The organism is Nocardioides sp. (genome assembly GCF_035429765.1).
GTDB lineage: Bacteria > Actinomycetota > Actinomycetes > Propionibacteriales > Nocardioidaceae > Nocardioides.
On record NZ_DAOMFK010000081.1, the window covers coordinates 1 to 13205 of the forward strand.

Annotated in this window: 16 protein-coding genes; 6 read left to right on the forward strand and 10 right to left on the reverse strand. The window is 72.8% G+C overall.

The window, feature by feature from the left end; genetic code table 11:
* Positions 1 to 1099 (reverse strand): acyl-CoA dehydrogenase family protein (locus PLP61_RS09225; RefSeq protein WP_502889003.1); only part of this gene is annotated, 1099 nt, incomplete at its 3' end.
* 92 nt (positions 1100 to 1191) lie between these two features.
* On the opposite strand from PLP61_RS09225, the gene PLP61_RS09230 reads away from it, so the two are divergent.
* Both PLP61_RS09230 and arfB read left to right on the forward strand, forming a co-directional pair.
* Positions 1192 to 2010 carry an alpha/beta hydrolase gene (locus tag PLP61_RS09230; RefSeq protein WP_324502338.1) on the forward strand — a complete coding sequence of 273 codons (819 nt, stop codon included), beginning with the start codon at positions 1192 to 1194 and terminating at the stop codon, positions 2008 to 2010.
* Positions 2007 to 2465, forward strand: coding sequence for an alternative ribosome rescue aminoacyl-tRNA hydrolase ArfB (gene arfB, locus PLP61_RS09235; protein WP_324502339.1), 459 nt, complete (start codon positions 2007 to 2009; stop codon positions 2463 to 2465). The genes PLP61_RS09230 and arfB overlap by 4 nt, the downstream gene beginning before the upstream one ends.
* 123 nt (positions 2466 to 2588) lie before the next feature.
* Here the strand turns inward: arfB and purE are convergent, their stop codons facing one another.
* The 6 genes from purE to PLP61_RS09265 form a co-directional block, all read right to left on the reverse strand.
* Entirely contained in the window at positions 2589 to 3113 is a 525-nt protein-coding gene (gene purE / locus PLP61_RS09240; protein ID WP_324502340.1) for a 5-(carboxyamino)imidazole ribonucleotide mutase, read from the reverse strand.
* Positions 3106 to 4275 carry a 5-(carboxyamino)imidazole ribonucleotide synthase gene (locus PLP61_RS09245; RefSeq protein ID WP_324502341.1) on the reverse strand — a complete coding sequence of 390 codons (1170 nt, stop codon included), beginning with the start codon at positions 4273 to 4275 and terminating at the stop codon, positions 3106 to 3108. The genes purE and PLP61_RS09245 overlap by 8 nt, the downstream gene beginning before the upstream one ends.
* Positions 4276 to 4330: 55 nt before the next feature.
* On the reverse strand, positions 4331 to 4639 hold the full coding sequence (locus tag PLP61_RS09250; protein ID WP_324502342.1) for a winged helix-turn-helix domain-containing protein: 309 nt from the start codon (positions 4637 to 4639) through the stop codon (positions 4331 to 4333).
* A gap of 74 nt (positions 4640 to 4713) precedes the next feature.
* Positions 4714 to 5700, reverse strand: coding sequence for an adenylate/guanylate cyclase domain-containing protein (locus PLP61_RS09255; RefSeq protein ID WP_324502343.1), 987 nt, complete (start codon positions 5698 to 5700; stop codon positions 4714 to 4716).
* Positions 5687 to 6190: a PH domain-containing protein gene (locus PLP61_RS09260; RefSeq protein WP_324502344.1), complete on the reverse strand. Its 504-nt coding sequence runs from the start codon at positions 6188 to 6190 to the stop codon at positions 5687 to 5689. The genes PLP61_RS09255 and PLP61_RS09260 overlap by 14 nt, the downstream gene beginning before the upstream one ends.
* A gap of 12 nt (positions 6191 to 6202) precedes the next feature.
* Positions 6203 to 7000 carry a biotin--[acetyl-CoA-carboxylase] ligase gene (locus PLP61_RS09265; protein ID WP_324502345.1) on the reverse strand — a complete coding sequence of 266 codons (798 nt, stop codon included), beginning with the start codon at positions 6998 to 7000 and terminating at the stop codon, positions 6203 to 6205.
* A 43-nt stretch (positions 7001 to 7043) separates the two neighbouring features.
* Here PLP61_RS09265 and PLP61_RS09270 point away from each other — a divergent pair, with 43 nt between their 5' ends.
* From PLP61_RS09270 to PLP61_RS09285, 4 genes are read left to right on the forward strand one after another with little or no spacing between them, the layout of a single operon-like run.
* Complete coding sequence (locus PLP61_RS09270; protein ID WP_502889002.1) at positions 7044 to 8645, forward strand: acyl-CoA carboxylase subunit beta; 1602 nt, start codon at positions 7044 to 7046, stop codon at positions 8643 to 8645.
* Complete coding sequence (locus PLP61_RS09275) at positions 8642 to 8866, forward strand: acyl-CoA carboxylase subunit epsilon (protein WP_324502347.1); 225 nt, start codon at positions 8642 to 8644, stop codon at positions 8864 to 8866. Before PLP61_RS09270 ends, PLP61_RS09275 begins: the two co-directional genes overlap by 4 nt.
* Before the next feature lie 18 nt (positions 8867 to 8884).
* Positions 8885 to 10567, forward strand: coding sequence for a DUF885 domain-containing protein (locus tag PLP61_RS09280; protein ID WP_324502348.1), 1683 nt, complete (start codon positions 8885 to 8887; stop codon positions 10565 to 10567).
* Positions 10567 to 11184, forward strand: coding sequence for a Maf family protein (locus tag PLP61_RS09285; RefSeq protein ID WP_324502349.1), 618 nt, complete (start codon positions 10567 to 10569; stop codon positions 11182 to 11184). Before PLP61_RS09280 ends, PLP61_RS09285 begins: the two co-directional genes overlap by 1 nt.
* On the opposite strand, the gene PLP61_RS09290 is transcribed toward PLP61_RS09285, so the two are convergent.
* The 3 genes from PLP61_RS09290 to PLP61_RS09300 all read right to left on the reverse strand — a co-directional run.
* Positions 11108 to 11629 carry a GtrA family protein gene (locus PLP61_RS09290; RefSeq protein WP_324502350.1) on the reverse strand — a complete coding sequence of 174 codons (522 nt, stop codon included), beginning with the start codon at positions 11627 to 11629 and terminating at the stop codon, positions 11108 to 11110. The two genes, PLP61_RS09285 and PLP61_RS09290, sit on opposite strands and share 77 nt — an antisense overlap.
* Positions 11630 to 11670: 41 nt before the next feature.
* Positions 11671 to 12879 carry an acyl-CoA dehydrogenase family protein gene (locus tag PLP61_RS09295; RefSeq protein ID WP_324502351.1) on the reverse strand — a complete coding sequence of 403 codons (1209 nt, stop codon included), beginning with the start codon at positions 12877 to 12879 and terminating at the stop codon, positions 11671 to 11673.
* A 23-nt stretch (positions 12880 to 12902) separates the two neighbouring features.
* The coding region (locus PLP61_RS09300) for a pentapeptide repeat-containing protein (protein WP_324502352.1) at positions 12903 to 13205 on the reverse strand (303 nt) is incomplete at its 5' end.

The window sequence follows — 13205 nt, forward strand, 5'->3', positions numbered from 1 at the left end:
CCTGGTTGGTGCCCTCGTAGATCTGGGTGATCTTGGCGTCGCGCATCATCCGCTCCACCGGGTAGTCACGCGTGTAGCCGTACCCGCCCAGCAGCTGCACCGCGTCGGTGGTGACCGCCATGGCCACGTCGGAGGCGAAGCACTTGGCGGCCGCACCGAAGAACGTGAGGTCGGCGTCGCCGCGCTCGGAGCGCCCGGCCGCCGCGTAGGTGAGCTGGCGGGCCGCCTCCACCTTCATCCCCATGTCGGCCAGCATGAACTGCAGGCCCTGGAAGTCGGCGATCGCCTTGCCGAACTGCCGGCGTTCCTTGACGTAGCCCAGTGCGTAGTCCAGGGCCCCCTGGGCCACGCCCACCGCCTGCGCGGCGATGGTGACGCGGGTGTGGTCGAGCGTTCGCATGGCGAGCTCGAAGCCGGTGCCCTCGGCCCCGATCATCCGGTTCGCCGGGATCCGCACCCGGTCCAGGTAGACCTCGCGGGTCGGGGAGCCCTGGATGCCGAGCTTCTTCTCCTTCGCGCCGAACGACACCCCCGGGTCGGACTTCTCGACGACGAAGGCGCTGATCCCGCGGCTGCGCGCGGTGGGGTCGGTGACCGCCATGACGGTGTAGAACTCCGACACGCCGGCGTTGGTGATCCAGCGCTTCACCCCGTCGAGGACCCAGTGGTCCCCGTCGCGCACCGCGCGGGTCTTCATCGCCACGGCGTCGGAGCCCGCGTCGGGCTCGGAGAGGCAGTAGGAGAACCCGCCCTCACCCGCGGCCAGCTTGGTCAGGTACGTCGACTTCAGCTCCTCCGACCCACCCAGCATGACCGGCAGGGAGCCGAGCTTGTTCACCGCGGGGATCAGTGAGGAGGAGACGCAGGCGCGGGCCACCTCCTCGATGACGATGCAGGTCGCCAGCGCGTCGGCGCCCGCGCCGCCGTACTGCTCCGGCACGTGCGGCGCGTGGAAGTCTGCCGCCAGCAGCGCGTCGGCCGCCTCCTGCGGGTAGCGCGCCTCCTCGTCCACCTGGGCGGCGAACGGCGCCACCTTGGCGTCACAGACGGCACGGACCGCCTCGCGAACGGCACGATGCTCCTCGGACAGTGCGTACATGGGCTGGTTCTCGGTCACGTCTGCGAGTCTACGAATCCGCCGGCCGCCGCTACGGTGGGGGGCGTGCGGGAGGCGAGCGGGCGGTGCCGCCGGTGACCAGGGCGGCCTCGCCGGGGGGACGGCTGGCCCTGGCCGCCCTCGTCCTCGCCCTGGTGACCGGTCTGGTCGTGGCCGGCCGGGTGGGGTGGGGCTACTGGCAGCGGCACCGCACGGTCGACCCGGAGACGCCCCTGGCCGAGCAGTGCGCGGAGGTTCCGGCCGGTGCTGCGCGGACGACGCTGACGGCGGCGGACGGGCGGATTCTCGGGGCGGCGGTCGTCGGCCCGCAGGACGCCCGGGTGGGCGTGGTGCTGCGCCAGGGCGCGTCCCAGACCCTGTGCGAGTGGCTGCCGTGGGCGGGGGCGCTCGCCGAGGCCACCGGCGCCCGGGTCCTGCTGTTCGACCGACGTGGGCGCGGATCCACGCCCGGCGAGGGCGACCTGACCGCGGAGCCCGGCGACACGGTGGTCGCCGTGGCGCGCCTGCGCGAGGACGGCGCCCAGCGGGTCGCCCTGGTCGCCTCGTCCATGGGCAACTCGGTGATGGTCAGCGCGCTGCCCGACCTCGCCCCGGCGCCGTGCGCGGTGGCCTCGGTCTCACCCGTGCTGGTGTCCTCCGACAGCCACGGGACTGTGGACGCCACGCCGCTGCGGTCGCTCCCGGACTCGCTGTGGGTGACCTGGGAGGCGCAGAACCCAGCCATCGCGGACACCGTGCGGCTGGTCCGGGAGGCTGCCGCTGCCCAGGGGCGGGCCGCACCGCACCTGCTGCCGGTCGACACCATGGACCACTCCCGGCAGCTGGTCCTGAACCATCCCGAGGTGCGCGACTTCCTCGTCGCGGCCGTGGGCTCCTGCGCGGGTGGTCCGTGAGCGGCCCCGGTGACGACCTGCGCGTCCCGGCCGGACCCGGCCTGCCCGACGGCCTCGTGGTCCCGGCCGGGGAGCTGCTGGAGCGGTTCTCCCGCTCGTCGGGGCCGGGCGGGCAGTCGGTCAACACCACCGACAGCCGGGTCGAGCTCGAGTACGACGTCGCGGGCAGCGGCGTACTCTCCGAGGCCCAGCGGGAGCGGGCCCTGCGCCGGCTGGCGGCAAGGCTGGTGGAGGGCCGGCTGGTGGTCGTCGCCTCCGAGCACCGCTCACAGCACCGCAACCGGGTTGCCGCCCGGGAACGGCTGGCCGATCTGCTGCGGGCCGCCCTCGCGCCCCCGGCCCCGGCGCGCGTCCCGACCAGGCCGAGCCGCGCCGCCAGGCGACGGCGGCTGGAGGCCAAGCGTCAGCGTGCCGAGGTCAAGGCGCTGCGACGACGCCCCGGGCCGACAGGCTGAGTCATCACGGCTGCCGCGCCAGGGGCCTGCCGATTGGACCCAAACGACAGAAGTTCTGTCGATTTCCGTGCAGTTTCGGTCCACTCGAGGGTGGCCCGGCCACCACCGAGAAGGGACGCGTCGTCAGAAGCCCACTCTGCCCCGCGGTCCGGCGGACTCTCGGCGCACGACCGCGCCCTTCTCCCGGGCGGTCTCGCGCAGCGCCGCCTGGAAGTCGACCATCCGCTGCCGCAGGCCGGGGTCGCCGGCCGCCAGGATGCGCACGGCCAGCAGGCCGGCGTTGCGCGCGTTGCCGACGGCCACCGTGGCCACCGGAACGCCGGCCGGCATCTGCACGATCGACAGCAGGGAGTCCAGGCCGTCGAGGTGCGCCAGCGGCACCGGGACGCCGATCACCGGCAGCGGCGTCACCGACGCGAGCATGCCGGGCAGGTGAGCGGCGCCCCCGGCCCCGGCGATGAGCACCGCGAGGCCGCGGTCGACAGCCGACCGACCGTAGTCGAGCATCTCCTCCGGCATCCGGTGCGCGGAGACCACGTCGGACTCGGAGGCGACGTCGAACTCGGCCAGCGCCTCGGCCGCAGCCTTCATCACCGGCCAGTCGGAGTCCGAGCCCATGACGATCCCGACCCGTGCCTGCTCACTCACTGTGCTCTCCCAGCTCTCCGGCGAACCACGCGGCCGCGTGCCGCGCCCGCTCCAGGCACTCGGCGAGGTCGTCGCCGTAGGCGTTCACGTGCCCGACCTTGCGGCCCGGCCGCAGCTGCTTGCCGTACAGGTGCACGCGCAGCCTCGGGTCGCGTGCGAGCGCGTGCGGGAACCCGTCCCACAGCCGGCCGCTGTCGTGCTGCCCACCGAGGATGTTGACCATCACCGTCCATCGGGCCCGCGGCCTGGGCGACCCCAGCGGCAGGTCCATCACCGCGCGCAGGTGGTTCTCGAACTGCGAGGTCTCCGCACCGTCCTGGGTCCAGTGCCCGGTGTTGTGGGGACGCATGGCGAGCTCGTTGACCAGGACCCGGCCGTCGGTGGTCTCGAAGAGCTCCACGGCCAGGATGCCGGTGACGTCCAGGGCACCGGCGAGCCCGAGCGCCAGCTCCTGGGCCTGGCCGGCGAGCGCCGGGTCCAGGTCCGGCGCGGGCGCGACCACCTCCCGGCACACGCCGTCGACCTGGGTGGTCTCGACCACGGGGTACGCCGCGGCCTGGCCGCTCGGAGAGCGGGCCACCAGCGCGGAGAGCTCGCGCCGGAACTCGACGTACTCCTCGGCAACCAGCTCCACCCCGCCGGCACCGGCGACCGCGAACGGCTCGGTGCACTCGGCCTCCGAGCGCACCAGCCAGACGCCCTTGCCGTCGTAGCCTCCGCGGCTGGTCTTCAGCACGCAGGGGAACCCGAACGCCGCGACGTCGGCCGCCTCGTGCACCACGGCGTTGCGCGGGCAGGGCGCCCCCAGCTCGGCGAGCCGGCGGCGCATCACCGCCTTGTCCTGGGCGTGGACCAGGGCCTCGGGACCTGGCCGGACGGCGAGCCCGTCGTCCTCGAGGGCGTGCAGGTGCGAGGTGGGCACGTGCTCGTGGTCGAAGGTGACCACGCTGCAGCCGGCGGTCACCCGACGAAGCGTGTCCAGGTCCCGGTAGTCGCCGACGGAGTGGTCGGCGATCACCTGGGCCGCCGAGACGCCCTGCGCCTCGGCCAGCAGCCGCAGCGGCAGCCCGAGCGCGATGGCGGGCTGGGCCATCATCCGTGCCAGCTGCCCGCCGCCGATCACCGCGAGGACAGGCGCCGGGGGCTCGGGCGGAGAGGTCACGAGGGATGAGCCTAGTGGGCCCGCCCAGCGGAACCCTCCGCGGACCGCCTTCGTCTCAGCCGGAGGTGGCCGGCTCGAACCTCAGCCCCTGGCCACGGATCGTGGTGATCAGCGAGGGTCGCCGGGTGTCGTCGCCGAGCTTGCGGCGTACCCACCCGAGATGCACGTCGATGGTCTTCGAGGAGGTCCAGAAGGTCGTGTGCCAGACCTCCCGCATGAGCTGCTCGCGGGTGACGATCTCCCCCGGCCTCGAGATCAGCGCGTGCACCAGGTCGAACTCCTTGCGCGAGAGGGTGATCTCGTGGTCACCACGCCACACGCGTCGTCCGACGGGGTCGAGTCGTACGTCCTGAACCGCATACACGGGGCAAACGTAAGGAATGGTGGGGTACGCCGTGGCCCGAACCGGCAAACTGCGTCAACCGCTCTGGACCGGCCTCAGCGGTGCCGCCGCACCGTCAGCGGTTCCACCAGCCCGAACCCGTGGACCGGGCGCGCCGGCAGCCGGCGGACGCGGAACTCCTCCGCCGGCAGCGTGCGCGCGGTGGCCTCGTCGACGATCACCCGGTTCCTCCGGGCGACCGCGGTCATCCGTGCCGCCAGGTTGACCGGGCGTCCGAAGACGTCGCCCATCCGCATCACCACCGGCCCGGTGGCCAGGCCCAGGCGTACGTCGGGGAGCCGCTCGTCGCGGCCGACCGACTCGATGATGCCCTCCGCGGTGGCCAGCGCCGCCAGCGGCTCCTCGTGCACGAACAGCACCGAGTCGCCGATGCTCTTGATCACCCGGCCGCCCTGGGCCGCCACGACGTCGGCGCACCGGGACTCGAACTCCTCGACGAGCTCGCCGATCCCGTCCTCGTCCAGCTCGTTGGACAGCTTGGTGAACGACACGATGTCGGCGAACCCCACGGTCAGCTCGACGGTGTGCAGATCCTCCTCGTTGGCACCCAGGGCCTCGACCCGGGCCGTGGCCGCGGCGAGGTGGCGCCGCCACGCGTAGACCAGGAGCCGCTCGAACGGCTCGTTGACCTGGTCGACCATCTGCAGGGCGGTCGCCCGGCGGCTCCCGGTGGCCCCCGTGCCCGCCTCCAGCTGCTCGATCCGGGCGACCAGTGTCGCCACCTCCCAGTCGGCGAGCCGGGCCATGGTCTGCCCGACCGCGCGGGTGAGGTTCACCGCCGTGTCGAAGTCGAGCGCGCCCGAGGCGACCACCCCGGTGAGGGTCTCCAGCGCCTCGGCGTCGCTGCGGGTGAACACGGTCTCACCGGCGTGCTCGGGAAACCCGAGGGCCCGCCACAGCCGGCCGGCGTCGGCGACCGGGACCCCGGTCAGCTCCGACACCTGCTCGGCGTCCAGCTCGACGTCCCCGCGGAGGATGGCCCGGGTCAGGTCGTCGGGGCCGGGCGGGTCAGGTGTCGTCATTGCCCGTGGCGGAGCCGTGCAGCTCGTGGAGGAGCTGGTTGAGGGTGCGCTGGACGGACTCCACGTCGGGGATGTCGTGCAGCGGCACCCGTCCGAGGGTGCTCGCGTCACTGATGATCAGCGTCCCGCAGCCCAGCATCCGGTCGATCAGGCCCATCTCGTAGGCGACGTCGCTCACCCGGGTGAGCGGGATGTCATGTCCCCGCCTGGTCAGCACGCCGTTGCGGGTGATCAGGCGGCGGTCGGTGATCGTGTAGCTGGCGGTCGCCCACTCCAGCACCGGCCAGGCCACCAGCCACAGCGCCAGCACCCCGGCGAGCACCCACACCACGAGCGCCGTCGTCCCGTCGGCGAAGGAGGTGTCGGAGAAGCCGGCCACAGCGAGGAGCAGCACCAGCCACAGCGCGGGCGCCAGCAGCGCCTTCACGTGCGTGCGGGTGGTGACGACCACACGCTCCCCGTCGTTGAGCGCCTTGGGCGAGAGGGCCATGGGCAGATCCTCTCACTGATCGGCGTGCCGCACGTGCAGTACGTCGCCTGCGCTCACGGTGAGCACGCCGTCGGAGGTGGCGACGAGGAGCGCGCCGCTCTCGGCGATCCCGCAGCCGTCTCCCGTGACGACCTCGCCGGAGGGCAGTGCCACCTCGACGGACTCGCGGTGGGCGGTCCGGCACAGCGCGGTGTACCGGGCGCGCACCGCGTCGGCGCCCCCCGGGGCCTGCCACACGTCGTACTCCTGCCGCAGCCCCGCGAGCACCGTGCGCAGCAGCTCGGTGCGGTCCACGTCGGCCCCGGCGAGGAGCAGCGACGTGGCGGTGGGCACCGGCAGCTCCTCGGGGGCGGTGGAGACGTTGATACCGATGCCGACGACCGCGGCCATGCCCTGCTCCGTCTCGACCAGCTCCACCAGGATGCCGGCCACCTTCCGGCCGTCGACGAGGACGTCGTTGGGCCACTTGAGCTCGGTGTCGAGGCCGTAGCCGCGCACGGCATCGGCGACGGCGACCCCCGCGAGCAGGGGGATCCACGGCCAGCCGGCCGGCGGCGCGGTCGGCCGCAGCAGCACCGAGAAGGTCAGCGCGGCGCGCGGCGGCGTCTCCCAGCTGCGGTCCAGCCGGCCCCTGCCCCGGGTCTGGTGCTCGGCGACCACGACCAGCCCCTCCCCTGCTCCCTCACGGGCGCGCTGCTCGACCAGGCCGTTGGTGGAGGGCGCCTGCTCGACGACCTCGACCACGAGCCCGGGCAGCTCCTGGAGGCGAGCCGGGTCCAGGGGTGGGCGCTGTGCGTGGATGTCCGTCATGGGCACTAGATTGGCCTACGCCGATGCGAGGAGGCCAGAGACCGTGAGCGCACAACCCGGCGAGGGCACCGACCCCGCCTTCGACGTCCACACGACCGCGGGCAAGCTCGCCCAGAAGGAGTCCCGGCTCGACGAGGCCGTGCGGGTCGCGGACGAGCGGGCACGGGAGAAGCAGCACAAGAAAGGCCGCAAGTCCGCCCGGGAGCGCATCGAGGGGCTCTTCGACCCCGGCACGTTCGTGGAGATGGACGAGCTGGCCCGGCACCGGTCCACGGCCTTCGGCCTGGAGAAGAAGCGCCCGTACGGCGACGGCGTCATCACCGGCTTCGGCATGATCGACGGCCGCCAGGTGTGCGTCTTCTCCCAGGACTTCTCCATCTTCGGCGGCTCGCTGGGCCAGGTCTACGGCGAGAAGATCTGCAAGGTGATGGACCTGGCCATCAAGACCGGGTGCCCGATCATCGGCATCAACGAGGGTGCCGGCGCCCGGATCCAGGAGGGCGTCGTCTCGCTGGGGCTCTACGGCGAGATCTTCAAGCGCAACGTGCACGCCTCCGGGGTCATCCCGCAGATCTCCATGATCATGGGCTCCTGCGCAGGCGGCCACGTCTACTCACCCGCCGTCACCGACTTCACCATCATGGTCGACGGCACCTCCAACATGTTCATCACCGGCCCGGACGTCATCAAGACCGTGACCGGCGAGGACGTCACGATGGAGGAGCTCGGCGGCGCCCGCACCCACAACACCAGGTCCGGCAACAGCCACTACATGGCCGCCGACGAGGACGACGCGATCGAGTACGTCAAGACGCTGCTGTCCTACCTACCGCAGAACAACCTCGACGAGCCGGTCGTCTACGACTCACCCGTCGACCTGGAGACCACCGACCTCGACCGGGGCCTGGACACGATCATCCCGGACTCCCCGAACCAGCCCTACGACATGCACGACGTGTTCCGGGTGGTCCTGGACGACCAGGAGTTCCTCGAGGTGATGGGGCTGTTCGCCCCCAACATCGTCGTGGGCTTCGGCCGGGTCGAGGGCCATCCGGTGGGCGTCGTCGCCAACCAGCCGATGCAGTTCGCCGGCACCCTCGACATCGACGCCTCGGAGAAGGCCGCGCGGTTCGTCCGGTTCTGCGACGCCTTCAACCTCCCGGTGCTCACCTTCGTCGACGTCCCGGGCTTCCTGCCCGGCACCGACCAGGAGTGGGACGGCATCATCCGGCGGGGCGCCAAGCTGATCTACGCGTACGCCGAGGCCACGGTCCCGCTGGTCACCGTCATCACCCGCAAGGCCTACGGCGGCGCCTACGACGTGATGGGCTCCAAGCACCTCGGGGCAGACATCAACCTGGCCTGGCCGACCGCGCAGATCGCGGTGATGGGGGCCCAGGGGGCGGTGAACATCCTCTACCGCAACGAGCTCAAGGCGGCCGCCGACCCCGAGACGCTCCGGGCCGAGCTGGTCGACGACTACGACACCAAGCTGGCCAACCCGTACGAAGCCGCCGAACGTCTCTACATCGACGGGGTCATCTCCCCGCGCAACACCCGGGCCGAGGTCGTCAAGGCGCTGCGGATCCTGCGCACCAAGCGGGCGGTGCTGCCGGCCAAGAAGCACGGGAACATCCCGCTGTGAGCGAGCACGGCGACAGCACGCCGACCCCCTTGCTGCGCATCGTCAACCCGGACGCGACCGCCGAGGAGGTCGCCGCCCTGGTCGCGGTGCTCTCCTCGATCGGCGGCCCGCCGCCCACCCCGGCGCGGCCCCGGAGGGTGTGGAACGCGCCGTACCGCCAGGTGCGGGTCGCCTACAGCCACGGCCCCGGCAGCTGGCGCGGCAGCGGGCTGCCCCGCTGAGGTCGTAGGCTCGCCCGGGTGAGCACCCCACGACCCGTCGACGAGATCTGCGACCGCTTCGTCACCGACTACACCGAGCTCGACCCCCTCACCGCCACCTTCGTCGGGATCGCCGGCCACGACGACCGGCTCCCCGACCTGTCCCCCGACGGCTACGCCGCCCGCGAGGCGCTGGTCGACCGGGCGCTGGAGGCTGCGGCTGCGGCCCGGCCCACCGACGCACGGGAGTCGGTGGCGCGCGAGGCCTTCCTGGAGCGGCTCGGCCTGCAGCAGGAGATGTCCCGAGCCGGCTACGCCCGCAGCCAGTTCAGCGTGATCGACAGCGGCCTGCACGACCTCCGGATGGCCTTCGACCTGATGCCCACCGAGGGCGAGGATGCCTGGGCCGCCATCGACGCCCGGCTGGCGGCGATCCCCGCCACCCTTGCCGACTACCGCACGACCCTCCTCGAGGAGGCCGACCGGGGGCACGTCGCCGCGGCTCGGCAGTACACCGAGGTCGCCACGCAGGTGCGCAACTGGACCGGCCAGGAGGGCGAGACCGGCGACCTGCTGGCCGGCCTGGTCGCCGGGTGCGAGCTGACCGGTCCCCTCCGCACCCAGCTGGAGACGCACGCGGCCGCCGCCTCCGCCGCGTTCGCGGACTTCGCCGGCGTCCTCACCAGCGAGCTGGCGCCGCGTGGGCGAGAGAAGGAGGCCGTCGGGCGCGAGCACTACGCCCTCGCCTCCCGCAGCTTCCTGGGGGCCCGGATCGACCTCGAGGAGACCTACGCCTGGGGCTGGCAGGAGCTCAAGCGGCTGCACGACGACATGACCGCCACGGCGTCGCGGATCGTGCCCGGGGCCTCGATCGAGGAGGCGGTGGCCGCGCTCGACGCCGACCCCGCCCGCCAGATCGAGGGCAAGGACGCCTTCCGCGGCTGGATGCAGGACCTCGCCGACCGCACCATCGCCGAGATGGCCGGGGTCCACTTCGACATCCCCGAGCCGATCCGCCGCATCGAGTGCCGGCTCGCCCCCACCAACGACGGCGGCATCTACTACACCGGACCCTCGGAGGACTTCACCCGCCCGGGCCGGATGTGGTGGTCGGTGCCGGACGGCATCACCCGGTTCAGTCCGTGGCGCGAGGTCACCACCGTGTACCACGAAGGGGTCCCCGGCCACCACCTGCAGGTGGCCCAGACCGTCTACCGCCAGGACCTGCTCAACCGCTGGCAGCGGCTGCTGTGCTGGGTGAGCGGGCACGGCGAGGGGTGGGCGCTGTACGCCGAGCGGCTGATGGACGAGCTCGGCTACCTGGCCGACCCCGCCGACCGGCTCGGCATGCTGGACGGCCAGTCCTTCCGGGCCGCGCGGGTGATCGTGGACATCGGCATGCACCTGGAGCTGGCGATCCCCCGCGACAACCCGTTCGGGTTCCACCCCGGGGAGACCTGGACCCCGGCGCTCGGCCTGGAGTTCATGCGGCAGCACTGCCGGATGGACGACGCGTTCATCCGGTTCGAGGTCAACCGGTACCTCGGCTGGCCGGGCCAGGCCCCGTCGTACAAGGTGGGCGAGCGGATCTGGCTGGAGGCCCGGGACGCGGCGCGGGCCCGGCAGGGCGAGGCGTTCGACCTCAAGGCGTTCCACCGCGCTGCACTCGACCTCGGCGGGCTCGGCCTCGACCCACTCACCCGGGCCCTGGCCACGCTCTGATGCACCTGGTGCTGGCCTCCGCCTCCCCGGCCCGGCTGGCCACGCTGCGCAGCGCCGGCGTCGAGCCGAGCGTGGTCGTGTCCGGTGTGGACGAGTCCCAGCTCGCCGGGCTGCCGCCCGCCCAGCTGGCGCTGGGGCTCGCTGAGCTGAAGGCGGCCGCCGTCGCCGGGCGGCACGACCTGCCCCCCGGCTCGGTGGTGCTGGGCTGCGACTCCGTCCTCGAGCTCGACGGGCTCGCCCTGGGCAAACCGCTCGGGCGCGCGGACGCCGTCCGCCGCTGGCAGCAGATGCGCGGTCGCTCCGGCGTGCTGCACACCGGCCACTGCCTGCGCGAGGCCACCACCGGTCGGCAGGCGGCGGCGACCGCCTCCACGGTCGTGCACTTCGCCGCGCTCAGCGACGAGGAGATCGAGGCCTACGTCGCGACCGGGGAGCCGCTGCACGTCGCGGGTGCGTTCACCGTCGACGGGCTCGGCGGGCCCTTCGTGACCCGGATCGAGGGCGACCACCACAACGTGGTCGGCGTCAGCCTGCCGCTGGTCAGGGAGCTGCTGGCGCAGTTGGGTCACTCGTGGACGGCTCTGTGGCACCGACCATCTCGGCCAGCTCCTGGCTAGCCCGGTCCGGGTGCCGGAACACCCACGCCCGGATCAGGAAGAACCTCGCGGTGGTGCCCAGCGCCAGCCCGATCACGTTCGCCGAGAGGTTGTCGGAGAGCGGGTCGCTGCGGTGCAGGAGGTTGCGGCTGACCCACAGGCAGACCACCGGCAGCGTCATGGTGGCCACGGTGATGCCCAGGTAGGCCGTCCGGCCACCGTCGGAGTGCACCGGCTCGCGGTGCCGGAACGCCCAGGAGCGGGTGCCGTGGTAGCTGAGCGTCATCCCGACCAGGTTGGCGACGATGTACGCGACGATCGCGTGGTCGGCGAGCAGCGGCTCGTAGGAGCGGCTGTAGCCGTGCACGAACAGGTTGAACAGGAGCAGGGACACCAGCGTGGCCACGCCGCCGACCGTGAGGAAGGTGCTGACCTCCCAGAAGAGCCGACGCGGGTGCACAGCCATGGCGGCAGGGTATCCGTCCGACGCCTCCCGGACCGACCGACTCACTCCACCGGCAGGCCGAGACCGCGGGCGATCAGCATCCGCTGGACCTCGGAGGTGCCCTCCCCGATCTCGAGGACCTTGGCGTCCCGGTAGAAGCGCGCCACCGGGTACTCCTCCATGAAGCCGTAGCCGCCGAACACCTGGGTGGCGATCCGGGTGCCGGTGACCGCGGCCTCGGTGCTGTACAGCTTGGCCACCGCCGCCGCCTGCTTGAACTCCGCCGGGCTCGGTCCCCCCGAGACGCCCATCGCGTCCTTCATGGCGGCGGCGCGGTAGGTGAGCAGCCGGGAGGCGTCGAGCATCACCTGCAGGTCGGCGACCTGGAAGGCCAGACCCTGCTTGCGCCCGATGGGGACGCCGAAGGTCTGCCGCTCCCCGGCGTACTGGACGCTCATGTCCACGCAGGCCTGGAGGCAGCCGACCGCGAGTGCGGCGATGGCGACCCGGCCGTCGTCGAGGGTGGCCAGGAACTGCGCGTACCCGCGCCCCCGCTCGCCCAGGAGGTTGCCCTCGGGGACCCGGGCGTCCACGAAGCTCAGCGGGTGGGTGTCCGAGGCGTGCCAGCCGAGCTTGTCGTACGCCGGCTCCGCCGTGAAGCCCGGCGTGCCGGCCGGCACCATCAGGCAGCTGATCTCGGCACGCTCCTCCCCGCGTGAGCCGACCTGCGTGCCGGTCCGCGCGGTCACCGTCACCACGCTGGTCAGCTCGGAGCCGGAGTTCGTGATGAACTGCTTGGACCCGTTGACCACCCACTCCCCACCGACCAGCTCGGCACGGGTCCGGGTCGCGCCGGCGTCGGAGCCGGCGCCCGGCTCGGTCAGGCCGAAGCCCGCCAGCGTCCGCCCGGCCAGCAGGTCGGGCAGCCAGGTCTCCTTCTGCTCCGCGGTGCCGTAGGTCAGGATCGGGTTGATCCCCAGCCCGACCGCCGCCTCCAGCGTGATCCCCATCGACTGGTCCACCCGGCCGATCTCCTCGATCGCCAGGCACAGGCTGGTGAACCCACCGTCCTCCGCGGCCAGGCCCGCGCCGCCGTACTCCTCGGGCGCGGTGAGGCCGAACAGGCCCAGGTCCCCCATCGCTCCGACCACCTCTACCGGGAAGTGGTGCTCGCGGTCCCATCGCGCGGCGTGCGGGGCGATCTCGGCCTCCGCGAACTCACGGATGGTGCGGCGGAACTCCTCGTGCTCACGCGACAGGGCGAAGGTCATGGACGTCATGCTAGCCGCCCTGGTTAGCGGTTGTTAACCGCCTCCCACAGCGCCGGGCGGACCAGGCGGTCCGGCAGGAGGGTGCCGGCGTCGCCGCGGGTGGCGTTCACCTGCGGCTGGGTGAGGAACAGCGCGGTGGAGAGGTCGGCGCCGCGGACGTCCGCGTCGCGCAGGTCCGCTCCGAGCAGGTCGGCACCGGCCAGGTCCCTGCCCCGCAGGTCGGCGGCCATCAGCAGCGCTCCCCGGTGGCTGGCGCCACCCCGCTCGGCGGCCACCGCGGCGAACAGGTCGCCGGCCCGCCGCCGCCACGATCCGAGGTCGGCGGC

Coding starts and splice junctions, on each gene's coding strand:
- PLP61_RS09255 (WP_324502343.1), bottom strand. CDS start 5,700: ATGACGACACCTGACCCGCCCGGCCCCGACGACCTGACCCGGGCCATC.
- PLP61_RS09260 (WP_324502344.1), bottom strand. CDS start 6,190: ATGGCCCTCTCGCCCAAGGCGCTCAACGACGGGGAGCGTGTGGTCGTC.
- PLP61_RS09265 (WP_324502345.1), bottom strand. CDS start 7,000: ATGACGGACATCCACGCACAGCGCCCACCCCTGGACCCGGCTCGCCTC.
- PLP61_RS09285 (WP_324502349.1), top strand. CDS start 10,567: ATGCACCTGGTGCTGGCCTCCGCCTCCCCGGCCCGGCTGGCCACGCTG.
- PLP61_RS09290 (WP_324502350.1), bottom strand. CDS start 11,629: ATGGCTGTGCACCCGCGTCGGCTCTTCTGGGAGGTCAGCACCTTCCTC.
- PLP61_RS09295 (WP_324502351.1), bottom strand. CDS start 12,879: ATGACCTTCGCCCTGTCGCGTGAGCACGAGGAGTTCCGCCGCACCATC.